The sequence below is a fragment of the Komagataeibacter xylinus genome, assembly GCF_004302915.1.
GTDB lineage: Bacteria > Pseudomonadota > Alphaproteobacteria > Acetobacterales > Acetobacteraceae > Komagataeibacter > Komagataeibacter xylinus_C.
In genome coordinates this window covers 14,152-36,687 of the sequence record NZ_QQBI01000015.1, presented here as the reverse complement: position 1 = coordinate 36,687, position 22,536 = coordinate 14,152, and the positions used below count along the sequence as shown (strand labels likewise).

The 22,536-nt window shown below is 65.2% G+C and carries 25 protein-coding genes; 18 read left to right on the top strand and 7 right to left on the bottom strand.

All coding sequences use genetic code 11. From position 1 onward, the window contains the following. The first annotated feature begins 11 nt into the window (after positions 1-11). From DV027_RS10150 to DV027_RS10130, 5 genes are all read left to right on the top strand, one after another. Positions 12-1,250: a pyruvate dehydrogenase complex dihydrolipoamide acetyltransferase gene (locus DV027_RS10150; protein ID WP_130731693.1), complete on the top strand. Its 1,239-nt coding sequence runs from the start codon at positions 12-14 to the stop codon at positions 1,248-1,250. Between the two features lie 13 nt (positions 1,251-1,263). Next, on the top strand, positions 1,264-2,673 hold the full coding sequence (lpdA, locus tag DV027_RS10145) for a dihydrolipoyl dehydrogenase (RefSeq protein WP_130731692.1): 1,410 nt from the start codon (positions 1,264-1,266) through the stop codon (positions 2,671-2,673). Positions 2,674-2,822: 149 nt separating this feature from the next. Continuing rightward, positions 2,823-3,815: a lipoyl synthase gene (gene lipA / locus DV027_RS10140; protein ID WP_129551302.1), complete on the top strand. Its 993-nt coding sequence runs from the start codon at positions 2,823-2,825 to the stop codon at positions 3,813-3,815. Next, on the top strand, positions 3,816-4,298 hold the full coding sequence (locus tag DV027_RS10135; RefSeq protein ID WP_130731691.1) for a type II toxin-antitoxin system RatA family toxin: 483 nt from the start codon (positions 3,816-3,818) through the stop codon (positions 4,296-4,298). A gap of 32 nt (positions 4,299-4,330) precedes the next feature. Further along, complete coding sequence (locus DV027_RS10130; protein ID WP_130731690.1) at positions 4,331-4,612, top strand: hypothetical protein; 282 nt, start codon at positions 4,331-4,333, stop codon at positions 4,610-4,612. Positions 4,613-4,802: 190 nt separating this feature from the next. Here DV027_RS10130 and DV027_RS10125 read toward each other — a convergent pair whose 3' ends face one another. Genes DV027_RS10125 through DV027_RS10110 form a run of 4 tightly spaced genes read right to left on the bottom strand, consistent with a single transcriptional unit; the run spans position 4,803 to position 8,399 of the window. Then, the gene (locus DV027_RS10125; RefSeq protein WP_130731689.1) at positions 4,803-5,306 is read right to left on the bottom strand and encodes a CinA family protein; all 504 of its coding nucleotides are present in this window, start codon (positions 5,304-5,306) and stop codon (positions 4,803-4,805) included. 35 nt (positions 5,307-5,341) lie between these two features. Continuing rightward, entirely contained in the window at positions 5,342-5,806 is a 465-nt protein-coding gene (locus tag DV027_RS10120) for a phosphatidylglycerophosphatase A family protein (protein WP_130731688.1), read from the bottom strand. Next, entirely contained in the window at positions 5,806-7,794 is a 1,989-nt protein-coding gene (locus DV027_RS10115; RefSeq protein ID WP_130731687.1) for a lytic transglycosylase domain-containing protein, read from the bottom strand. The genes DV027_RS10120 and DV027_RS10115 overlap by 1 nt, the downstream gene beginning before the upstream one ends. Then, positions 7,794-8,399, bottom strand: a complete 606-nt coding sequence (locus tag DV027_RS10110) for a YjbE family putative metal transport protein (protein WP_130731686.1) — start codon at positions 8,397-8,399, stop codon at positions 7,794-7,796. The genes DV027_RS10115 and DV027_RS10110 overlap by 1 nt, the downstream gene beginning before the upstream one ends. A 228-nt stretch (positions 8,400-8,627) precedes the next feature. On the opposite strand from DV027_RS10110, the gene purB reads away from it, so the two are divergent. The 10 genes from purB to DV027_RS10060 all read left to right on the top strand — a co-directional run bounded on the left by purB (position 8,628) and on the right by DV027_RS10060 (position 16,304). Continuing rightward, positions 8,628-9,980, top strand: a complete 1,353-nt coding sequence (gene purB, locus DV027_RS10105; RefSeq protein WP_130731685.1) for an adenylosuccinate lyase — start codon at positions 8,628-8,630, stop codon at positions 9,978-9,980. Between the two features lie 42 nt (positions 9,981-10,022). Next, positions 10,023-10,763, top strand: coding sequence for an NRDE family protein (locus tag DV027_RS10100; RefSeq protein ID WP_130731684.1), 741 nt, complete (start codon positions 10,023-10,025; stop codon positions 10,761-10,763). A 136-nt stretch (positions 10,764-10,899) separates the two neighbouring features. Then, positions 10,900-11,664, top strand: a complete 765-nt coding sequence (gene purC / locus DV027_RS10095) for a phosphoribosylaminoimidazolesuccinocarboxamide synthase (protein ID WP_130731683.1) — start codon at positions 10,900-10,902, stop codon at positions 11,662-11,664. Next, entirely contained in the window at positions 11,661-11,903 is a 243-nt protein-coding gene (gene purS, locus DV027_RS10090) for a phosphoribosylformylglycinamidine synthase subunit PurS (RefSeq protein ID WP_110569194.1), read from the top strand. The genes purC and purS overlap by 4 nt, the downstream gene beginning before the upstream one ends. Beyond that, complete coding sequence (locus DV027_RS10085) at positions 11,900-12,283, top strand: Rap1a/Tai family immunity protein (RefSeq protein ID WP_130731682.1); 384 nt, start codon at positions 11,900-11,902, stop codon at positions 12,281-12,283. The genes purS and DV027_RS10085 overlap by 4 nt, the downstream gene beginning before the upstream one ends. After that, positions 12,280-12,984, top strand: coding sequence for a phosphoribosylformylglycinamidine synthase subunit PurQ (gene purQ / locus DV027_RS10080; RefSeq protein ID WP_130731681.1), 705 nt, complete (start codon positions 12,280-12,282; stop codon positions 12,982-12,984). The genes DV027_RS10085 and purQ overlap by 4 nt, the downstream gene beginning before the upstream one ends. Continuing rightward, positions 12,981-15,191 carry a phosphoribosylformylglycinamidine synthase subunit PurL gene (gene purL, locus DV027_RS10075; RefSeq protein ID WP_130731680.1) on the top strand — a complete coding sequence of 737 codons (2,211 nt, stop codon included), beginning with the start codon at positions 12,981-12,983 and terminating at the stop codon, positions 15,189-15,191. Before purQ ends, purL begins: the two co-directional genes overlap by 4 nt. A 19-nt stretch (positions 15,192-15,210) precedes the next feature. Continuing rightward, entirely contained in the window at positions 15,211-15,444 is a 234-nt protein-coding gene (locus DV027_RS10070) for a BolA family protein (protein WP_061274211.1), read from the top strand. 44 nt (positions 15,445-15,488) lie between these two features. Continuing rightward, the gene (gene grxD, locus DV027_RS10065; RefSeq protein ID WP_078524283.1) at positions 15,489-15,824 is read left to right on the top strand and encodes a Grx4 family monothiol glutaredoxin; all 336 of its coding nucleotides are present in this window, start codon (positions 15,489-15,491) and stop codon (positions 15,822-15,824) included. A 141-nt stretch (positions 15,825-15,965) separates the two neighbouring features. Beyond that, positions 15,966-16,304 (top strand): hypothetical protein, encoded by a 339-nt coding sequence (locus DV027_RS10060; protein WP_207303471.1) that lies wholly within the window; start codon positions 15,966-15,968, stop codon positions 16,302-16,304. A 101-nt stretch (positions 16,305-16,405) separates the two neighbouring features. Here DV027_RS10060 and DV027_RS10055 read toward each other — a convergent pair whose 3' ends face one another. Then, the gene (locus tag DV027_RS10055) at positions 16,406-16,795 is read right to left on the bottom strand and encodes a YraN family protein (RefSeq protein WP_207303470.1); all 390 of its coding nucleotides are present in this window, start codon (positions 16,793-16,795) and stop codon (positions 16,406-16,408) included. Positions 16,796-17,021: 226 nt separating this feature from the next. Between DV027_RS10055 and cls the strand changes: the two genes are divergently transcribed. Next, on the top strand, positions 17,022-18,440 hold the full coding sequence (cls, locus tag DV027_RS10050; protein ID WP_130731679.1) for a cardiolipin synthase: 1,419 nt from the start codon (positions 17,022-17,024) through the stop codon (positions 18,438-18,440). On the opposite strand, the gene DV027_RS10045 is transcribed toward cls, so the two are convergent. After that, positions 18,431-19,144 (bottom strand): endonuclease/exonuclease/phosphatase family protein, encoded by a 714-nt coding sequence (locus tag DV027_RS10045; protein ID WP_130731678.1) that lies wholly within the window; start codon positions 19,142-19,144, stop codon positions 18,431-18,433. The two genes, cls and DV027_RS10045, sit on opposite strands and share 10 nt — an antisense overlap. Next, complete coding sequence (locus DV027_RS10040; protein WP_130731677.1) at positions 19,141-20,217, bottom strand: AI-2E family transporter; 1,077 nt, start codon at positions 20,215-20,217, stop codon at positions 19,141-19,143. Before DV027_RS10040 ends, DV027_RS10045 begins: the two co-directional genes overlap by 4 nt. Before the next feature lie 119 nt (positions 20,218-20,336). Between DV027_RS10040 and DV027_RS10035 the strand changes: the two genes are divergently transcribed. Both DV027_RS10035 and metC read left to right on the top strand, forming a co-directional pair. After that, entirely contained in the window at positions 20,337-21,188 is an 852-nt protein-coding gene (locus DV027_RS10035; protein ID WP_130731676.1) for a sulfurtransferase, read from the top strand. A 15-nt stretch (positions 21,189-21,203) separates the two neighbouring features. Then, entirely contained in the window at positions 21,204-22,463 is a 1,260-nt protein-coding gene (gene metC, locus DV027_RS10030; protein ID WP_130731675.1) for a cystathionine beta-lyase, read from the top strand. Positions 22,464-22,536: the final 73 nt, after the last annotated feature.

The following is a 22,536-nucleotide window of genomic DNA, read 5'->3' as shown; positions in this document are numbered from 1 at the left end:
GGGAACGCGCGATGTCCATCAACATCCTGATGCCAGCCCTTTCCCCCACCATGAAGGAAGGCACGCTGGCCCGCTGGCTCAAGGCGGAGGGCGACACGATCACCGCAGGCGACGTGATTGCCGAGATCGAGACCGACAAGGCCACGATGGAAGTCGAGGCCGTGGATGAAGGCATTCTGGGCCGCATCCTGATCGAGGGCGGCACGCACGGCATTGCCGTCAACACGCCCATCGCCATCCTGGTGGCGCAGGGGGAAAGCGTGCCGGATGCGCCAGCCCCGGTTGCCCCGGCAGCTTCACCCGCGCCCGCGCCATCTGCCCCGGCAGCGCCGCCGGCAGCCGCAGCGGCTCCGGCTCCGGCTGCTGCACCCGCCAAAGGCACGCGCGTGTTTGCATCCCCACTGGCGCGCCGCATTGCAGCGCAGAAGGGCATCGACCTTGCCAGCCTCAAGGGCAGCGGCCCCAACGGGCGCATCGTGCGCCGTGATGTGGAGCAGGCGGCATCTGCCCCGGCACCCAAAACCGCAGCGCCCGCGGCTTTGGTGGAAGAAGCGGGCTTCGAGAGCATTCCGCACACCACCATGCGCAAGGTCATTGCGCGCAGGCTGACGGAATCCAAGTCCACCGTACCGCATTTCTATGTGGAAATGGATGTGGAGCTTGATGCGCTGCTGGCACTGCGCAGCCAAATGAACGCGGCCTCGCCTGATGAAGGGCCGGGGGCGTACAAGATTTCCGTCAATGACATGCTGGTCAAGGCGGCGGCTGTCACGCTGCGCCGGGTGCCGCAGGTCAACGTGTCCTTCACCGAGGAGGCCGTGCGGGTTTATGAGGATGTGGACATTTCGGTGGCCGTCTCCATTCCCGACGGGCTGATCACGCCCATCGTGCGCAAGGCCGATACCAAGAGCCTGCGCCAGATCAGCCTCGAGACGCGTGACCTCGTGGCGCGTGCGCGGGCAGGCAGGCTGAAGCCGGAGGAATTCCAGGGCGGCACCTTCTCCATCTCCAATATGGGGATGTACGGGGTCAAGGCGTTCTCGGCCATTCTCAACCCGCCGCAGGCGGCCATCCTGGCCATTGCGGCAGGCGAGCGCAGGCCGGTGGTCAAGGGTAACGAGATCACCATCGCCACCGTCATGACTGTCACGCTCTCGGTCGATCACCGGGTGGTGGACGGCGCGCTGGCCGCACAGTGGGTCTCGGCCTTCCGCAAGGTGGTCGAGAACCCCATGAGCCTTGTGGTCTGAGGGAGCGCGTTCAATGAGCACCACACAGTTTGATGTGATTGTTATTGGCGGCGGCCCCGGTGGGTATGTCGCGGCCATCCGCGCGGCCCAGCTCAAGCTCAAGGTCGCGGTGGTGGAAGCCTCCCAGCTTGGTGGCATCTGCCTCAACTGGGGCTGCATTCCCACCAAGGCGCTGCTGCGCGCCTCCGAGATCAACCACCTGCTGCACAACCTTGGCGAGTTCGGGTTCGCGGCGGATAACGTGCGCTTTGACTTTGACAAGGTGGTCAAGCGCTCGCGCGCCGTCTCGGCCCAGCTTTCGGCAGGTGTTGCCCACCTGCTCAAGAAGCACAAGGTCACGGTCATCAGCGGCTTTGGCAAGCTGGCCGGAACGGCGGGGGCCAGTCGCAAGGTCTCGGTCAGCGTGGACGGTAAGGAAACCACCGTGCTGACCGCGCCAAACGTGATCGTGGCCACCGGCGCGCGTGCCCGCGTGCTGCCGGGGCTGGAGCCTGATGGCAGGCTGGTCTGGTCCTACCGCGAGGCCATGGTGCCCAAGGCCATGCCGCGCAGCCTGCTGGTGATCGGCTCGGGCGCGATTGGCGTGGAGTTCGCCTCCTTCTATCGCAACATGGGTGCGGAGGTGACCATTGTGGAAGTGGCTGACCGCATCCTGCCGGTGGAAGATGCCGAGATCAGTGGCTTTGCACGCAAAGCGCTGGAAAAGCAGGGCATGAAGATCCTGACCGGAGCGAAGCTGGGCAAAATCACCAAGGCTGACAATTCGGTTACGATAGACGTAACCGCTGGCGGCAGGACCACGCCCGTCACGGTCGAGCGCGTGATCTCGGCGGTGGGCATTGTCGGCAATGTCGAGAATATCGGCCTCGAGGGCACTGCCATCAAGGTGGACCGTACCCATATTACGGTCGATCCCTACTGCCGCACGGGCGAGAAGGGCGTGTTCGCCATTGGTGACATTGCAGCTCCCCCCTGGCTTGCCCACAAGGCCAGCCATGAGGGTGTGATGGTGGCGGAACTGATCGCGGGGCGTGAGGTTCACCCGATCAGCCCCATGAACATTCCCGGCTGCACCTATTGCCGCCCGCAGGTGGCCTCCGTCGGGCTGAGCGAGGAGAAGGCGAAGGCTGCGGGTTACAGGATCCGCGTGGGTCGCTTCCCGTTCATAGGCAATGGCAAGGCGATTGCGATGGGCGAGCCCGAGGGTATGGTCAAGACCATCTTTGATGAGGCTACCGGCGAACTGCTCGGCGCGCACATGGTTGGCGCGGAAGTGACCGAGATGATCCAGGGCTACGTGATCGCCCGCACGGGTGAACTGACCGATGGCGAACTGAAGGAAACGGTCTTTCCGCACCCCACCATATCCGAGACCATGCACGAGGCCGTGCTGGCCGCGTATGACGGGGCGCTGCATATCTGACCCCCACTGAAAGCCGGGGGCAGGGCCATACCGCACCCTGATCGTGCGGATGTGATCCTGCGCCCGGCTCAGGGCGCCAAGAATGCTTGACGTCTTGCTGCAGGCGTTTCACTTCTGGTTATCTGCCTGTTTACGGGATTTTTTGCATCATGTCCGTGCGTTTGATGATCGACCACCGCAAGAAGGGTGAAGCCACGCTGCGCCATCCAGAAAAGGCGCACAGGCCCGATAACCCCATTGCCCGCAAGCCAGAGTGGATCCGTGTGCGCGCGCCCAACCACCCCACCTATCACGAGACGCGCAAGCTCATGCGCGACAACAACCTTGTGACCGTGTGCGAGGAGGCGGCCTGCCCCAATATTGGTGAATGCTGGTCGCAGCGCCACGCCACCATGATGATCATGGGCGAGATCTGCACCCGGGCCTGCGCGTTCTGCAATGTCACCACCGGCCTGCCCAACGCGCTTGACGGGGATGAACCCGGGCGCGTGGCCGATGCGGTGGCCAAGCTCGGCCTGCGGCACGTGGTCATTACATCGGTGGATCGTGACGACCTGCCTGATGGTGGCGCGCATCACTTCGCCCGCGTGATTGGCGCGATCCGCGCCAGCGCGCCTGACACCACCATCGAGATCCTGACGCCCGACTTCCTGCGCAAGCCCGGCGCGCTCGAGGTGGTGGTGCGCGCCCGCCCCGATGTGTTCAACCACAACCTGGAGACCGTGCCGCGGCTGTACACCACCATCCGCCCCGGCGCGCGGTACTACCAGTCGATGCGCCTGCTTGATGACGTGAAGCGGATGGATCCTTCCATCTTCACAAAATCGGGATTGATGCTGGGACTGGGGGAGGAACGGCCTGAAATCCTGCAGGTCATGGATGACCTGCGCATTGCGGACGTTGATTTCATCACCCTGGGGCAATATCTCCAGCCTACGGTCAAGCATGCTGCGGTGGCCCGGTTCGTAACGCCTGAGGAATTTGCCGATTATGCGGGCATGGCCCGGGTGAAGGGCTTCCTGCAGGTCAGTTCCTCGCCGCTGACCCGGTCGTCGTACCATGCGGATTCAGATTTTGCGCAGCTACGCGCCGCACGTGAGCAACGCCTGAAGGCAGAGCGTGGCGCAATGGAGATCAAGTAGATGCCCACCCATGCCGAACGTCGGCTTATCGCCTATTCGCCCAGCCAGCTTTTTGAACTGGTGGCCGACGTCGGGAAATACCCCCAGTTCCTGCCGTGGTGCACCAGTGCGCGCGTGCGCACGCGCACGGCAACCGAGCTGGTGGCTGACCTGACCATCGGGTTCGGCCCCTTCCGCGAGACATTTACCAGCCGTGTTCTGCTCGAGGCACCCAGCACCATCCGCGTCAGCTACGAGAAGGGGCCATTCCGTTACCTCAACAACGTCTGGACCTTTACGCCCGAGCCGCGTGGCTGCCTGGTCGATTTCTTCGTGGATTTCGAGTTCAAGTCCCGCCTGTTGCAGGCCGCGATCGGGGTGGTGTTCAACGAGGCCGTGCGCCTTATGGTCTCGGCCTTCATCCGCCGCGCGCGTGACATCTATGGCCCGCCGCCCGCAGTCCAGCCTGCGCAGGTGACCGCCGCCAAGGCAGGCAACGCCTGACCCCCCCGTATCGACGACAGGGAAAACACTTCATGAGCAGAATTCTCCCCGCCCTTATGGGGGCGGCCCTTGTGTGCGCGGCCCCGCTGGCCCATGCCGCCTCGCCCGCGCCGCACAAGGCGGAAGCCCCCGCGCCCGGCAGCGATGCCGAGACCGCTGACCTGAACGAGCAGAGCCTGCAGAAGGCCCGCACTTCGCTTCAGCCCCCCGCGCCGGCAGCATCTGCTGGCCACCCCGTGCAGGCACAGGGTACGGGCCAGACCGCAAGCCCCATCCGCGTGCCGGAAACCGGCAGCACGGTAGCCGGGTACTAGGTCACGCCAGTTTGTCCTGAAAACAGAAAAAAGTTTTTGGTTAAGCTTTTTTAGAAAGCTTAAGACTGTTGAAAAACAACTTATTAATAGAAAAAATAAAAGTCTTTGAGTGTCGTCTTTTTTAAAAGACGGCGTTCTTTAAATCTTTTTAAAGAAATCTTCACCAAAAACTTCTGTTATTATGTTGCCCTTATTCCGCCGCCAGTCGGCCCGCGTGGTCAAGCAGCAGGCCAAGGGCCGCGCGCACGGCCTGGGTGCGGATATCCCATCGCTCGCCCGCAAAATGGTGCGAGACCGTATGCACCGTGCCGCCACCCGCCACGGCGAACCAGACCAGCCCCACCGGCTTGCCCGGCGTGGCCCCGCCGGGGCCTGCAATGCCGGTAATGGCGACTGACAGGTTGGCATCGGGCGCATGGCCGAGCGCGCCCTGCGCCATGGCGGCGGCCACCTCGCGGCTGACCGCGCCATATTCTTCCAGCAGTTTCAGCGGCACGCCCAGCGCATGGTGCTTCATGCTGTTGGAGTAGGTGACAAAACCGCCGCATACGACATCGGATGCGCCAGCGGCCTCGGTCATGGCGGCGGCCAGCAGGCCGCCGGTGCAGCTTTCCGCCGTGACAACACGCTGGCCTGCGGCGCGCAGGCGGGCCAGGGCATCGGGCATGCGGCCCAGAAAGGTGTCAGGTAACATCGGCGGCAATCTCCTCTTTCAGGGGCGTCAACGCATCAGGCAAGGCAACGGATGCCTGCCAGGATCGCGGCCGCCATGAGTCCGGCCACCACGTCATCGCCCATGATGCCCAGCGCATCATGCCTCCGGTCAAACCAGCCCACCGGGCCGGGCTTGGTAATGTCGAACAGGCGGAACAGCGCAAAGGCCAGCGCCAGCCATAGCCCATCAGCCCAGCGCAGGCCATCAAGCGGCAGGGGGGCGAGGGGGAACATGGCAATCCACATGCCCGCCACCTCATCGATCACGATCCACCCGTGGTCTTCCCCGCCTGAGGCAAGCTGCGTGGCGCGGTAGCCCACAAAGGTCACCACCAGCACCGCCAGCGCCATCCATAGCCATTGCCCCAGCAGTGGCACGCCCACGATCAGGGCAGCGAGCGAACCCACCGTGCCCGGCGCACGGGGCGCAAAGCCGGTGCCACAGAAACTGGCGATGAAGCGGGCAGGTGAAAACGCCATCAGCCTGCCCCCAGTGCCGGGTCGGTCGCCTGATAGATGGCCATGTTTTCCTCCACCCGTTCCACGTAGTTGCGCGTCTCGCCAAAGGGGATGCTCTCGATCCAGTCCAGCATGGCATCGGGCACGGGGGTGTCGCGCGCGGGGTTGCCCAGGGTCAGCAGCCAGCCATCGGTGCGGTGGGGACCTGCATTATAGGCGGCGGCCACGTAGGGCACGGCATTGCCCACGCGCCGGGCGATATCGGCCAGGTAGGCCGCGCCAAGCTGCATGTTCAGGTCAGGGTTGGTCAGGCTGGCGGCGCTGACATTCACGTTCAGCCCCGCCTTGCGCGCCACTTCACGCGCGGTGGGCACGAGCAGCTGCATCAGGCCCACCGCATGGGCGGGGCTGACCACGCCCGCGTCAAACCCGCTTTCCTGCCGGGTTATGGCCAATTCCACATCGGGCGGCAGGGTGCTCGTGGGGGGGGCGCAGGCGCGGGGCCAGCCCTCATGCACCAGTGTCAGCCCATCCTTGCCCGCCAGCCGGGCCACCATCACGGCGGCATCGGGCATGCCAAGGCGGGTGGCCATGCGGGCGGCGAGCACATGGGTGATGGGGCTGGTGCCCTGCGCATCAAGCGCCAGAATGAAGTCACGCGCATGGTGGCGGTCGTTCCATGAAACGAGGATCTCGGCGGCGCGGGCGAGGTCGGTGGTGTCAAACCGCACGGAATCGGCCACGCCGGGGCTGGGTTCGCTCTCGCGCAGCAGATGCGCGCGGATCTGGCGGCCCGCCTGCTCAGGGGTCACGAGCTGGTTGGCGCGGTTGCCTGCCAGCCATTCTATGGCCATCTGGCCATAAAAGGTGTTGGCGAGGCTGGCCGCCTGCATCCATTGCGCGCGGGCCGGGCCATGGCGCCCGCGTGCCCAGAGCGCGCGGCCCACCCAGAACAGCCCCCGGCTGCGGGTAATGACCGGTACCGCCTGCGCCAGCGGGGCGAAATCGGCCTGTGCGTGCTCGGCATCATGCAGGTATTCCAGCCGGATCCATCCTGCAAGGAACAGGGCATCATAATGGTTGGCCGAGCCGATATCCGCCGTGTCGCTGGCCAGGAACAGCGCGTCATCCACCCGGTGGGCCAGCAGCAGGTCGCGCGCCAGCCCGTCACGCTCGCGCCAGAACACGGTGGCGATGGCGGGGGACTGCTGCTTTTCGGTGTCTACGCCACGGGCGCGCCACAGGGCCAGCGCCTCATCAAGCCGTTGCGCGTGGTGCAGCCAGCGCAACTGGTCGAGCACCAGCGCGCCATCGGCCTGCTGCTCGGGCGGCAGGGTGCTTAGTGTATCTTCCGCCTGCGGGTCGTTGCGGCGAAACGCCAGGCGCGCGCGGGCCACGGGCTGCTGCGTGGCTTCAAGCAACGCCACCTGCCGGGTTGCGGCGTCAATCCTGCCCGCGCGTTCCTGCCGGTCAAAGCGCTGCCAGTGGTCCTGTGGCGTAAACTGCGGCCCGAAGCCCGCCAGCAGGGCCTGCGCGTCCGTGGGGCTGTCGGCGCGGTTGATCCATGTATCCCGCGCCCATGCCGCCAGTTTTTCGGGGGTGGGGCTGGCGTGGGCGCAGCGCAGCAGGGCGCGTGCGTCCGTCAGCGGCAGGCGGGGGCACAGCGCGCCCGCCACCGCATCATCCGATTCCGCCGCCAGCGCCTGCTGGTAGTGGGCGAGCAGGAGGCCACGCTGTGGCCATGCGGGATTTTCGTTGAGGAAGGTGGCGTATTCCTCCGCCGTGCCGCCAGCACCCGAGAGCAGGCGCAGATAGACCAGCAGCTTGGCTGCGATGGGGTCATCATCGGCATTGCCCGTGGCGGCCTGCCGCGGCGTGGGCCAGTCGCCTTCAGCCGGAGCCGTGGCCGCGGGGGCAGGGGTGGCCAGTCCCGCCATGATGGTGGCAAGGCAGGCCGCCTGGCCCCACCGGCGCAGGCATGCGGGCCGCAGGGAGGTGAGGGGGCGCATCAGCCCACATGCCCCACATGCGCCCAGACCTCGCCCCCGCCCTTGACGATGAGTTCAATGGCCACCGCCAGCACCACCAGCAGCCCCACCCACGAAATCCATTTGTACCGCTCCAGCAGCCGGGCGATGAGCGAGGCCGCGACCGCCATCAGCACCACCGATATGACCAGCCCGCTCACCAGCACGCCCATATGCTCGCCCGCAGCCCCCGCCACGGCCAGCACGTTGTCCAGGCTCATGGACAGGTCAGCCACGATAATGCGGATGATGGCGTTGCGCAGGGAACCGGGGGCGGGGGTGTCCGTTTCGGCATGGCCATCCCCGCGCATCTCGCGGAACATGCGCCAGCACACCCACATCAGCAGGAGGCCGCCCGCCAGTGTCAGCCCGATGATGGCCAGCAGCCTGACCGCCACCAGCGCCAGCGCGATGCGGATGACCGCCGCCCCCAGCACGCCGCACAATATGGCGATTCGGCGTGACTGCTGCGGCAGGTTGCGCACCGCCATGCCCACCACGATGGCGTTATCACCCGCCAGCGTCACGTCAATCAGGATAACCTGGGCCAGTGCGTAAAGGGAAGAAGGGGAAAAAATGGCTGACATGGGCAGAAGGATTCCTGAAGGCAAGGTCATGCCGCGGCAAGGCGTGGCGGGCGTGGCAGGTGCTTTATGCCGCCGTGCGCGGGCAACATGCAATCATGCCTGTCATGACAGCTTGTATGCCATGGGCGGAAAGCGGCGTGAATATAAGGGAGACGCACGCGCCAGAATTGGCTAGGAAGGCGGCCTGATCCTGAATTGTGTCGCTTTGAGCCAAGGAAGCCCGAGAACATGGTACCGCGCTATACCCGTCCCGTCATGGCCGCCATCTGGTCCCCCACGAACCGCTACCGCATCTGGTTCGAGATCGAGGCCCTCGCCTGCGAGGCCATGGCGGAATATGGCGCGATCCCGCTTGAGGCCGCAAAGACCATCCGCGAGAAGGGCGATGCCGCCATGGCCGCCTTCTCGCAGGCCGATCTCGACCGCATTGACGAGATCGAGGCCGAGACCCGCCACGATGTCATCGCCTTCCTGACCTGGCTGGCCGAGAAGGTCGGCCCCGACAGCCGCTTCGTGCACCTGGGCATGACTTCGTCGGACGTGCTCGACACCTGCCTGTCGGTGCAGATGGTGCAGGCGACCGACCTGCTCCTGCAGGATGTCGATGCCGTGCTGGCGGCACTCAAGCGCCGCGCGTTCGAGCACAAATACACGCTCACCATCGGCCGCAGCCACGGCATCCATGCCGAGCCGACCTCATTCGGCCTGAAGATCGCGGGCCATTATGCCGAGTTCGCCCGCAACCGCGAGCGCCTTGTCCGCGCGCGTGAGGAAATTGCCGTCTGCGCCATCTCGGGCGCTGTCGGCACCTATGCCCATATCGACCCCCGCGTTGAGGACTATGTGGCCAGCAAGCTGGGCCTGAAGCCCGAGGGCGTGTCCACCCAGATCATTCCGCGTGACCGGCATGCCGCCTATTTCTGCGCGCTCGCGGTCATTGCCAGCGGCATCGAGCGGCTGGCCACCGAAGTGCGCCATCTCCAGCGCTCGGAAGTGCGCGAGGCGGAGGAGTTCTTCCACAAGGGGCAGAAGGGTTCGTCCGCCATGCCGCACAAGCGCAACCCCGTGCTGTCGGAAAACCTGACCGGGCTGGCCCGCCTCGTGCGCTCGCATGTCATTCCCGCACTCGAGAACGTGGCGCTGTGGCATGAGCGTGACATCAGCCACTCCTCCGTCGAGCGCAACATCTGCCCCGATGGCACGATCGGCCTCGACTTCGCGCTCATGCGCCTTGCGGGCATGATGGAAAAGCTGGTGGTCTATCCTGACCAGATGCAGGCCAATATCGAGAGCCTTGGCGGCGTGGTGCATTCGGGCGAAGTGCTGCTGGCCCTTGCGCGCGCGGGCATCCTGCGGGAGGATGCGTACCGCATCGTCCAGCGCAACGCCATGGAAACGTGGACGAAGCTGGGGCAGAAGGGCGCAAAGACCTTCCGCGAGAACCTCGCCGCCGACCCCGAGGTGGCAGGCCGGGTACCGGCGGAAGTGCTCGATGCGGCGATGGACAGCAATGCCCATCTGGGCAAGATCGACCATACCTTCACCCGCGTGTTTGGCGAGGCAGGCCCCGCACGGAGCTGAAGCCCCGTGCCCTGACGGAAAACAGCAGCAGGATATCGAGGCGTGTGCACAGTCGTCATTTCCCACGATCCGGATCAGGGCTGGCCGCTGCTCATGGCGGCCAACCGTGACGAACGCCTCGACCGGCCCTGGCTGCCGCCGGGGCGGCACTGGGCCGGGCAGCCCAACGTCATTGGCGGGCAGGACCAGGTGGCCGGTGGCTCGTGGCTCACGCTCAATGATGCGGGCGTGGTCGCGGGCATCATGAACCGCGTGGGCAGCCTTGGCCCCATGCCGGGCAAGAACTCGCGCGGCGCGCTGCCGCTGCTGGCGGGAAAGTTTGATACGGCACGCGCGGCGGTGGAACACATCGCCACCATCGATGCAGGCGCATGGCGCTCGTTCAACATGATCGTGGCGGACCGGGCGGATGCGTTTTTCATCCGCGGCCCCGGCTACGGCCAGCCGCAGGTGGAGCAGCTCGCCCCCGGCGTGCACATGGTCGCCACCACCGACCCCGATGACATGGGCATGCCGCGCATCGCCCGCCACCTGCCACGCTTCCGGGCGGCAACCCGGCCCGTGCCGCCGGAATGGTCGGCCTGGACCACGCTGCTGGCCGACCGCTCGCTGCCTGCGGGCAGTGAACTCAACATCCCGCCGCGCTCGGGCTTTGGCACGTGCAGTTCATCGGCCATCGGGGTGGCAGGCGATGGCCGCCGGTCGTGGTTCTTTGCCGCGGGCGCGCCCGACCGCGTGGGCTACCAGCCCATCGACCTCGAGGCGCCACAGCCACGGGCTTGAGGTAAATATGGTATCTTCCCGCCCGGAACGCTGCTATGGCATGCGGACCATTGGGGATCATGCCGCAAACAGATCCTGCAGATCAGGGGAGGGGCCGCTCCCGGCCCGTCCCCACAGCGTTATGTGAAGGACGAGTATGGGCCGCCGCCGCCAGCTTTACGAAGGAAAAGCCAAGATCCTTTTCGAGGGGCCCGAGCCGGGCACGCTCGTGCAGTATTTCAAGGATGACGCCAGCGCCGGCAACGGCGCGAAAAAAGGCATCATCACCGGCAAGGGGGTGCTGAACAACCGTATCAGCGAACACCTCATGCTGCGCCTGCACGATATCGGGATTCCCACCCATTTCATCCGCCGCCTCAACATGCGCGAGCAGCTGATCCGCGAAGTCGAGATCATTCCGCTCGAGGTCGTGGTGCGCAACGTGGCGGCGGGCTCGCTGTCCAAGCGGCTGGGCATCCAGGAAGGCACGCGCCTGCCGCGCCCCATCATCGAGTTCTATTACAAGAACGACGCCCTGAACGACCCGATGGTGAGCGAGGAGCACATCACCGCATTCGGCTGGGCCTGCCCGCACGACATGGAAGACATCGTGGCGCTGAGCATGCGCATCAACGACTTCCTGTGCGGCCTGTTCATGGGCATCGGCATCATCCTTGTCGATTTCAAGCTGGAATTCGGCCGCCTGTTCGAGGGCGACAACATGCGCATCGTCCTGGCGGATGAAATCTCGCCCGATAACTGCCGCCTGTGGGATGCCAAGACCAGCGAGAAGCTGGACAAGGACCGTTTCCGCAAGGACATGGGCAAGGTTGAAGAAGCTTATCAGGAAGTTGCGATGCGCCTGGGCATCCTGCCCGAGGCCACGAATTCCGACATGAAGGGACCGGAGGTAATGCAATGAAGGTGCGCGTGACCGTCATGCTGAAGGAAGGCGTGCTCGACCCGCAGGGCAAGGCCGTGGAACATGCGCTGCATGTGCTCGATTTTGGCAATGTGGGCGAGGTGCGCATTGGCCGCGTGATCGAGCTCGAGATTGACGAGACCGACCGCGAGCGCGCCCGCGCGCAGGCCGATGCCATGGCGCGCGCCCTGCTGGCCAATCTCGTGATCGAGGATTTCACAACGGAGGTCGTTGGATGAAGATCGCCCGCCTTCTTGCCCTTGGCTGTGTCATGGCGGCGGCGCTGCCAGTGGCGCAGGCCTCTGCCCAGCGTGTCTCGCGCCTGTCTGGCGAGCAGCTTGGATCGCTGTGCACCAAGCCCGCCGGCACCGGAATCTGTGATTCCTACATCTCCGGCGTGGCCGATGCGGGTGCGCTCGACCACCTGTTCGAGCGCAATGCGCAGAAGGACGACAAGGACGCCGCGGCTTTCTGCATAACGCCCGCAACCCCTACGGCGGACATGCGCGGCAAGGTCGTGAACTGGATGAAGGCCCACCGCGATGGACTGAACCGCCCGGCGGGTGAGGTTGTGTTCACGGCGCTGCATGAATCCTATCCCTGCGGCGGCGGCAAATGAAGGCGGCAATTGTAGTTTTTCCCGGCACGAACCGGGAGCGTGACATGGCCATCGCGCTGCGCGGCGTGACCGGGCAGGCCCCGGCCATGGTGTGGCACCGTGATACGGCCCTGCCCGAGGGGCTGGACCTTGTGGTGCTGCCCGGCGGTTTCAGCTATGGCGATTACCTGCGTTGCGGCGCCATGGCGGCACACGCGCCGATCATGGCGGCCATCCGCGAATTCGCGCTCAAGGGCGGCCATATCCTGGGCGTGTGCAACGGTTTCCAGATCCTGACCGAGGCGCAGCTTTTGCCCGGCGCACTCCTGCGCAACGCGGCGCTGCGCTTCCTGTCGCAGGATTGCTGGCTGCGCGTGGAGCGCAATGACACGCCGTTCACCCGCCACTGGGCAAAGGGTGATGTGTACCGCACCCCCATGGCGCATGGCGATGGCAATTACATTGCCGAGGCCGAGACCATCCGCATGCTCGAAGATACCGGCCGCGTGGCCTTCCGCTACGTTGCGGAAAACGGGCGGCTGGATGCAGGCGACCCGCAGCTCAACCCCAATGGCTCGATGAACGCCATTGCCGGTGTGTTCAGCGAGAACCTGCGCATCTGCGGCATGATGCCCCACCCGGAGGATCTGGTTGATCCGCTGATGGGCGGCGAGGATGGCAAACCCCTGTTTACGGGACTTGTGGAGGCTCTGGTCGGATGAGTGCAAAGGCACAACGCACCGTTGATGAGGCACTGGCGCGCGAATTCGGCCTGACGGCGGAAGAATACGGCAATGTCCTGTCCATCATGGGCCGCACGCCCAGCTTTACGGAGCTGGGCATCTTCTCCGTGATGTGGTCCGAGCACTGCTCGTACAAGTCATCGCGCGCCTATCTCAAGACCCTGCCCACCACGGCACCATGGGTCATCCATGGCCCCGGCGAGAACGCGGGCGTGGTTGATATCGGCCACGGTCTGGCCGCCATCTTCAAGATGGAGAGCCACAACCACCCCTCCTTCATCGAGCCCTATCAGGGCGCTGCCACCGGCGTGGGCGGCATCCTGCGTGATGTGTTCACCATGGGCGCGCGCCCGGTGGCCAACCTCAACGCCCTGCGCTTTGGCGACCCCAACAACCCGCAGACGCGCCGCATCGTTGATGGCGTGGTGCGCGGCGTGGGCGGCTACGGCAACTGCGTGGGTGTTCCGACCGTAGGCGGCGAGATCAACTTCCACCCCGCCTATGACGGCAACCCGCTGGTCAATGCCATGACCGTGGGTGTTGCGCGGCAGGACCGCATCTTCCTCTCGGCGGCTGCTGGCGTTGGCAACCCGGTGATCTATGTCGGCTCCAAGACGGGGCGCGACGGCATTCACGGGGCCACCATGTCGTCCTCCGAGTTTGACGAGGATGCGCTGGCCAAGCGCCCGACCGTGCAGGTGGGCGACCCGTTTGTTGAAAAGCTGCTGATCGAGGCCTGTCTCGAACTGATGGCGACCGACGCCATCGTGGCCATTCAGGACATGGGGGCGGCTGGCCTGACCTCCTCCGCCGTAGAAATGGCGGGCAAGGGTGGCGTTGGCATCGACCTCGACCTTGACCACGTGCCCCAGCGCGAGCGCGGCATGACGGCGTATGAGATGATGCTGTCCGAGAGCCAGGAGCGCATGCTGATCGTGCTGCGCCCCGACCGCACCGAGCAGGCCCGCGCCATCTTTGACAAGTGGGAACTCGACTTTGCCGTCATCGGTCACCTGACCGATACCGGCAATATCGTGATCCGCCACAAGGGCGCGGTCGAGGCCGAGATTCCGCTGGCACCGCTGGCCGATCAGGCCCCGGTCTACCGTCGCCCCACGGCGCCTGCGCAAAAGCCGCAGCCTATGGAGCCGATCATCGACCCCGTGGGTGTGGAGCAGGCGCTGATCCGGCTGATCGGCTGCCCGGACCTCGCCTCGCGCGCATGGGTTTACAACCAGTATGACAGCACGGTAGGCGGCCAGACGGTGCGCAGGCCGGGTGCGGCCGATGCCGCGATCGTCAAGGTGGAAGACACCGAGATCGGCCTGGCGCTGACCACCGACTGCACGCCGCGCTACTGCCGCGCCAACGCGAAGCTGGGCGGCGCGCAGGCCGTGGCCGAGGCGTGGCGCAACATCACGGCCACGGGTGCCCGCCCGCTGGCGGTGACCGACAACCTCAACTTCGGCTCGCCTGAAAAGCCGGAGGTGATGGGCCAGTTCGTCGATGCCATCGCTGGCATGGGCGAGGCGTGCCGTGCGCTCGACTTCCCGGTCGTGAGCGGCAATGTCTCGCTGTATAACGAGACGCGTGCGCCTGATGGCACCTCGCAGTCCATCCTGCCCACGCCTGCCATTGGCGGCCTTGGCGTGCTGGAGAACGTGCGCCAGGCGGTCGGGCTTGGCATGCCCGATGGCTGCGACGTGATGCTGCTGGGCGAGACGAAGGGCCAGCTTGGCCAGTCGATCTGGCTGCGCGAGATCCTTGGCGCGCAGGATGGCGAGCCACCTGAACTCGATCTGGCCGCCGAACGGCGCAATGGCGATTTCGTGCGCGGGCTGATCCTTGATGGCACGATTGCCGCCTGCCACGATGTGGCTGATGGCGGCGTGCTGGTGGCCGTGACCGAGATGGTCATGGCAGGGCAGGCAGGCTGCGTGCTCGACGCCCCGCAATCCGGCATGCGGCCCGAGGCTTTCTGGTTTGGCGAGGACCAGTCGCGCTATGTCGTGGCGGTGCGTGATGGGCAGGCGCTCGCCACCCTTGCGGCAAAGGCAGGGGTGCCATGCCGCAGGCTGGGCCGTTCGGGCGGCGAGGGTTTGACATTGCCCAGCGGGTCCACAATATCCAAGGCGCGTCTGCTCGCGGTGCATTCCGAATTCTTTCCGCGACTGATGGACCGATAGGGCAGGAGTTTTAAGCCACATGGCAATGACGGCACAGGAAATCGAGACCTACATCCGCGAGGCCCTGCCTGATGCAAAGATCACGATCGATGATCTGGCGGGCGATGGCGACCACTATGCCTGCCGCGTGGTGAGCGAGGCCTTTCGCGGCCTGCCCCGCGTGCGGCAGCACCAGATGGTCTATAACGCGTTGCAGGGGCACATGGGCGGCAAGCTGCATGCGCTGGCGCTCCAGACCCAGACGCCCGACTGACCAAAAAAGCGGTATCCTTACCCCCAAAGCAGGAAAACAAGATTATGGCCGAAACAATCGCACAGCGCATCCAGGCGCAGATCGACGCCAACCCCGTCATGCTGTACATGAAGGGTGATGCCAACTTCCCGCAATGCGGCTTCTCCGCGCGCGTGGTGCAGGTGCTCAAGCACCTTGGCGTGCCCTTCAAGACCGAGAACGTGCTGGCCGACGCCGAGCTGCGCCAGGGCATCAAGGACTTCTCGAACTGGCCCACCGTGCCGCAGCTTTACGTCAAGGGCGAGTTCATTGGCGGCTGCGATATCGTGACCGAGATGTACCAGACCGGCGAGCTCGAAAAGCTCCTGACCGAGAAGGGCATCGCCACCGCTGCTGCCTGATCAGGGCGGCCCGAGGGCAGTAAAAAGGACGGGCGGGGCAGAAATGTCCTGCCCGTTTCGTATTTGGGGCATAACATCACTTGCATCATGCCACCGCTTTCGCCTAGCTTTCCTTGGCATTTGAAAAAACAAGGGGGCCTGATGCGCTATACTGACTTGCGTTCTGCTACAATGCTGCTGCTTGGCGCAGGTCTGATTGGAAGCATCGCCACCCCCGCCCATGCCCGCACCCATGCGGTAACCGAGAGCGAGGCCGACCGGCTCACGCTTGGCGCGCTGATCGCCCCGCCGCCACCGCCCGTGCGCCACGCGACCTACCGCCATGCAGCGGGCAGGGGCCATGCCGCCCCGGTGGTGCTGGCGGCGCATCACGGCACCCCCGCCCATACGCAGCACACGATGGTGCATACCATCGTCTATCACCCGCATGGCAGCGTAACCCACCATATCCATCCGGCACCGATCCGCCATCGCACCTGAAAGTCTGTTTGAAAACAGCCTTTTAAAAAAATAATAAAAGCTTTTGGATGCCGCCTTTTTTCAAGAAGGCGGCGTTTGCATTCTGGCGGAACCAGCCGGGCTCAGTACTGCCTGAAGGCGTCCGGTATCCACTCAATGACATTGCCCGGCAGCACCGCGCAGACATCAAGGCGCATGCTGTCATAGGTCCAGTGCGGATTGGCGGCGCAGAGTGCCTGGGCTGCATTCATGATGCGCGTGACCTGCGCAGGCCGGATCGATTCGCCTGCCGCCAGCACGGAAGGGCGTGCCTTGACCTCGATAAAGGCCAGGCAGCCCGCGCGCAGGGCCACGATGTCGATTTCCCCCCACTGCGTGCGGGCGCGGTGCAGCAGCACCTGCCAGCCCTTTGCCCGCAGATCGGCCATGGCAGCCTGTTCCGCCGCCAGGCCATCGGCAAAGGCGCGCCTGCCACGGCGTTGGCGATGAAGGGCAGGCGGGCGTGCTGTCATGCCCCGTTTTTTACAGGTTTTCTCAAGCGTCCGTCCAGCAGGCATGGGGTCATGGGCCCTGAAGTGCTGCACCTTTTTGACAAAAGGCAACAGATGGAAACTTTTTTTATTTATCAAAAGGTTATTTGAAAACAGGGTCATTCCACCGGGTCGTGGCTGTGTAAAGCCCGGCGGGTAGGATAAGAGCATGTAGGCGCATGACCGGGCTGGAGCAGGATGAGGTGACATGATCTTTGATACCCTGACCATATGGGACCTGACCCTGCTTGTGCTGCGGCTGTGCTTTCTCGTGCCGGTCGTGATCCATGTGCTCCTGACCAAGCGCGATGTCGGGGCCTCGATTGGCTGGATTGGCGTGACCGTGCTCATGCCGCTTACGGGCGGCATCCTCTATCTCATGTTTGGCATCAACCGCGTGCACCGGCGCGCGCGGCGCATGGCGGGGCAGCATCCGTGGCGCAGCCGCACCATGTCCTCGCAGTGGCGGTGCGATGAGAAGGGCACCTTCGCCCCGCTGGGCTCCATGGTGGGCAAGCTGACCGGCCGCCCGCTGCTGGGCGGCAACGCCATCGAGCCGATGCATGATGGCGATACGGTCTACCCGCGCATGCTGGCCGCCATCAACGCGGCCGAGCGCAGCGTGCTGCTGTGCTCCTATATCTTCCGCGCCGACAGCATTGGCCGCCAGTTCTGTGATGCGCTGGCCCGGGCGCACGGGCGGGGGGTGGAAGTGCGCGTGCTGGTCGATGGCGTGGGGTCGGGTTATTTCAATTGTGGGGTGGCCCGCATCCTGCGCCATGCTGGCGTGCCGGTGGGGCAGTTCATGCATTCCATGCTGCCGTGGCGCATGCCGTTCATCAACATGCGCGACCACAAGAAGATTTTGGTGACCGACGGGCTGACCGGCTTCATGGGCGGGCTGAACATCGGCGAGGAAAACATCGCCGCCTCCCATCCCGCGCATCTGGTATCGGACACGCATTTCCAGCTTAAAGGCCCGGTGGTGCACCAGCTGAGCGAGGCCTTTGCACGGGACTGGGCCTTTACCATGGGCGAGGAACTGACGGCGGACATCTTCTTCCCCCCCCAGGCAAGCTGTGGCGAAACACCCGGCCGCATCGTGACCGCCGGGCCGGACATGGACCTGGAGAAGATCGAGTACACCATGCTCCAGGCCTTCACCATGGCGCGGCACAGCATCAGGCTCATGACGCCGTATTTCCTGCCAGATGACCGGTTCCTGACCGAACTGGAACTGGCTTCGCTGCGGGGCATCGAGGTGGATATCGTGGTGCCCGCGCACAGCAACCACACCCTGCTGGACTGGGCGCGGGCGGCCAACCTGCCGCGCTTTCTAGATTCGGGGTGCCGGATCTGGATGGCGCGGCCGCCCTTCAATCATTCCAAGCTCATGGTGGTGGACCGGCACTGGTCGTTCGTGGGCAGTTCCAACCTTGACGTGCGCAGCCTGCGCCTGAACTTCGAGATCAACCTCGAAACCTATGATGCAGACCTTGCGGGCTCGCTTGATGATTTCATCGCCAGCCACCGCCACATCAGGCTCACGCACCATGATCTCGACCGCCGCCCCTTCGTGCGCAAGCTGCGCGATGCCGCAGCCCGCCTCATGCTGCCCTACCTGTAGGCGCGGCTGCCCGAGGGGCGCAGCGTGACCGATATGGGCCGGTGGTCTGAGGCATAGTTCTCGATCACATGCCGCTCGGTGCAGGTCAGGCCGCGCACCAGGCAGCGATCGAGGCGTATGGGCAGCATGTCGGCCATACGGTGGGTGGGCGCGCGTGGCCCCACATCCTGAAAATGGCGGATCAGCGCGGGGCCGACCTGGTTGAAATCCCCCAATATGGCGGCCTGGTGCGGCAAAAGCTGCACCACGCGGCGCAACTGGCGGCGGTTGAGCAGCTGCCCGTGTGAAAGATGCACGTTGGCCACGACCAGCGACCGGCACTCGATCACCTGCGCCACCCGGCGGATGAGCGTGCCAGCAGGCAGGGTGCAGGTCAGCGGCTGGCGGCGATAGGGCCACGGGCTCCAGCAGGCCAGCCCGTGAATGCGGCCGGGCAGGGGCGAGCGCGCGTAGTGGCCGCCAATCAGGGTGGGCAGGGTGTCGATTTCCACCGTGGCCTCCTGCATGAGCAGAAGGTCCGGGCGCTCGGCATGGATCAGGTTGATCACGTCGCGCACCGTGGCGCCAATGCGGCGCAGCAGGTTCCAGCTGATGATCTTGACCCCATCCCCCTCGCGCGTGGGGGGCGTCAGGTCCAGCCGGGGCGGCGTGCCGTGGCGCGGCTGGACGGAAGGCAGGCGGAGATAGGGGCGGGCAAGGGTCATGGTTCGATAAACGGCTCGCGGATGTCATCAGGAACGGGGTCGCGGCGGCGCACGTCGCCCGCTGCGAATTCTGCCGTGAGCGTATAGCCCACGCCAATCAGCACGGGGCCAAGGAAAATGCCCAGGCCCCCGAAGGTCAGCACGCCGCCCAGCACGCCCAGCACCGTCAGCAGGTAGGGCATCTGCGCGCCCCGGGCGATGAACATGGGGCGGATGATGTGATCGGCGCCCGATACGATGATGGTGCCATACAGCAGCAGGAAAATGCCCCAGCCGGGATGGTGGGTGATGAGCAGGAACACCGAAGCCGGGATCCAGATCAGCGGTGCGCCAATGGGCAGCACGGCCACGAAGGCGGTGACCGCGCCAAGCAGCACCGGGCTGGAAATGCCCGCGATGGCAAACCCGATTCCGGTCAGGATGCCCTGGATGATGGCCGTGCCCAGAATGCCGTAAACCGTGCCGCGTATGGTGCGGCCCACGATGCCCAGTATCCGGTCGGCATACACGCCCGCGATGCGCCTGACCACGGCTACGAACGTGTTGCCCAGCGCATCGCCGCCCAGCCAGAAGAAGAAGGAGATGAACAGCGCCATGGCCAGGTGCGCCAGCCCGCTGGCAAGCTGCATCATGGCGCTGAGCACCGACTGCCCGATGCGCCCGGCATAGGGGCGCACGACCTGGTCTATGCTGCCGACATCGACCGACCATTTCTGCCATTTTTCAACAATTTCGGGGCCGAAATGCGGAATATGGGCAATACGCGCGGGCAGTGGCGGCAGGTGCAGCGCGCCAACGGCGTTGACCATGTACTGCAAGGTTGCGGGCACATCGGCAATGCTGCTCGACACCACGATGGCCAGCGGCACCACCAGTACCAGTGCGCACAGCAGCGTCATGACCAGGGCCGCGGGCAGCAGCGACATGCGCGCGCGCAGCCGCATGAACACCGGCCAGGTGGAAAAGGTCAGGATCGCGGCCCAGAGCAGGGCGGTAAGGAACGGATAGAGGATGAGAACGCAGCCGAATGCGATCCCCCCCAGCATCAACCCCATCATGATACGTTCGACCATATCGGTGGCCTATCCCCTCCTGCCATGAAACGAAAGACAAATGTTCAGGACTTTCGCTCCTGTCCTGTATGCTGCACCTTATTGTCGAACACGCAATTCCTTGAAGACCGGGAGAAGGTATGCATCCGCTGATCTCAGCCAGTGATCTGGCACAGGCCATCCACAATGGTGGTGATATTCTTGTGCTCGATGCCTCCATGGCGCTGCCGGGGCAGGCCTTCGACCCGCAGCAACGCTTTGCCAACGCGCACATAGCCGGTGCGGTGCGCTTTGATATCGATACTTTTTCCGATCCGGATTCTCCCCTGCCGCACACCATTCCCGGGCAGGCCCGCTTCAGCCGCCTCGCCACCGAGCGCGGCATGGCCAATACAAAGCGCATCGTGTTCTATGACCAGGATGGCATGGCGTGCGCCGCGCGTGCGTGGTGGCTGACGCGCCTGTTCGGCCATGAAGGCGTGCAGGTGCTTGAAGGCGGCCTGCCCGCATGGAAAAGCGCTGGCCTGCCGCTGGAAAGCGGGCCGGACCTGACCACGCCAGCCCCTTTCATCAGCCGCCCGCATTATGACCGGCTGCATGGCACGGGTGATGTGCTCGACATCGTGCACGGCCGCCTGCCTGGCCTGATCCTTGATGCCCGCAGCCGTGGCCGCTTTGAAGGGCGCGATCCCGAGCCGCGCGCGGGCATCGAATCCGGTCACATGCCCGGCGCGCGCAGCCTGCCTTATGGCGAACTGCTTGATGATAACGGTCGCTTCCTGCCCGTTGAGGCGCTCAGGGCGAAATTCGAGACGCTGGGCGTAAACGACACCACCACCGTCACCTGCTCGTGCGGCAGCGGCATGACCGCGTGCATGATCGCGCTGGGGCTGGTCTGTGCACAGGCTGGCGCGGGCGAGCCGGTGGTATATGACGGCTCATGGGCGGAATGGGCCTCCACGCCCGATGCGCCCATCGTGTGCGGCGCGTAAGGGCGGACGGCCAACATGACTGATCCGATGGCCCTTGTGCCGCCAGACCTGCTTGAAAGCGTGGTGCGCGGCTGGCGCGACCTCTCGCCCCGGCTCGTGCCCCTTGGCCGTGACACGCCGCAGGGGGCGAAGGGCGTATTCGTCAACCCGCCTGCCGAGCGGGGCTCCACCGTGCTGTTCTCCAGCGTCGGGGCGATGGAGCAGGCAGGGCAGGGCCGCTATGGGGATGAACTGATCTATGGCGCCATGGGCACGCCCATCGGCCACCGGCTGGAGCAGGCTATAGCCCTGATCGAGGGCGGCACGCATGCGCAGCTCGTGCCCTCGGGGCTGGCGGCGTGCGCGCTGCCATTCCTGGCCTATGCGCAGGCGGGCGCGCACTGCCTGCTCTCTGATTCCGTCTATGGCCCCACCCGCCGCTTTGCCGAGAAGGTGCTGCGCCGCTTTGGCGTGGATATCACCTACTTCCCCCCCACCGCGACCGAGGCCGAACTGCGCGGCCTGATCCAGCCCAATACCCAGATCATCTTTGCCGAAAGCCCCGGCAGCCACTCGTTCGAGGTGCAGGACGTGCCCATGCTGGGCCGCCTTGCGGCTGAAACCGGTGCGCGCCTGATCGTGGACAACACATGGGGCATTGGCCTGTTCAGCCCGTTCGCCCATGGGGCGCATGTGTCGGTGCAGGCGCTGACCAAATACCCGTCGGGCCATTCCGATACCATCATCGGCGCGGTGACGGTGGCCAGCGAGGCCGACTGGCGCCCCCTGCGTGATGCCGCCATTCAGGCAGGGCAGGTGGCCGGCCCCGATGACTGCGCGCTGACCCTGCGCGGCCTGCGCACCATGGGCGTGCGCCAGGCCCAGCAGGCCGCGACCGCCCTGGCCGTGGCGCTGTGGCTGCAGGACCGGCCCGAGGTGGCGCGCGTGCTGCACCCGGCGCTGCCATCGTGCCCCGGCCATGAATACTGGAAGCGGGATTTCACCGGTGCCTCCTCGCTGTTCGGGGTCGTGTTTGACGCGGCTTTTACAACAGCCGACATGGTGGCGATGATCGACGGGCTGGGCCTGTTCGGCATCGGGGCCTCATGGGGGGGATATGAAAGCCTGGTGCTGCCCACCACGGGCGGGATTTCGCGGCAATGCCCCTCGGTCACGCAGGCGGGACCAACGTGTCGTTTGCATATCGGGCTTGAAGCAGGCGAGGCGCTGGTGGCTGATCTGGCCCGTGGGCTTGATGGCATGTCTGCTGCCCGCCACCGGCACGGGCCAGCCTGATGCAGATCAAGGCTGATCCGCCGCCGCGGTGAAAGACTCCCACCCCGGATGCCGCCCCCGCCGCCCTGACCGG